The following is a 255-nucleotide window of genomic DNA, read 5'->3' as shown; positions in this document are numbered from 1 at the left end:
TGCTTGCGGATGGCTCGATCAGCGCGCCGAAGTTCAGCGTGGGTGGCACGACGGTGTACAGCGTGGCCGAAGCCGTGACGAACCTCGACGGTCGCACGACGCAGAACACGGGCGACATTGCGCAGAATGCGGGCGATATCGCGCTGAATGCAACTGACATCGCAAAGAACACCAGCAACATCGCGCAGAACGCGTCCAGCATCACGAGCGTGCAGAACCAGTTGTCCGAAGGTACGGTGGGTCTGGTGCAGCAGG

The 255-nt window shown here is 61.6% G+C and carries 1 protein-coding gene; it reads left to right on the top strand.

All coding sequences use genetic code 11. The features are described 5' to 3' along the window. The coding region (locus AB3X94_RS42240) for a hypothetical protein (RefSeq protein ID WP_368614511.1) at positions 1–255 on the top strand (255 nt) is incomplete at both ends.

Source organism: Paraburkholderia sp. BR10923, assembly GCF_040948765.1.
GTDB lineage: Bacteria > Pseudomonadota > Gammaproteobacteria > Burkholderiales > Burkholderiaceae > Paraburkholderia > Paraburkholderia youngii.
This window is presented reverse-complemented; position numbering and strand designations above follow the sequence as displayed.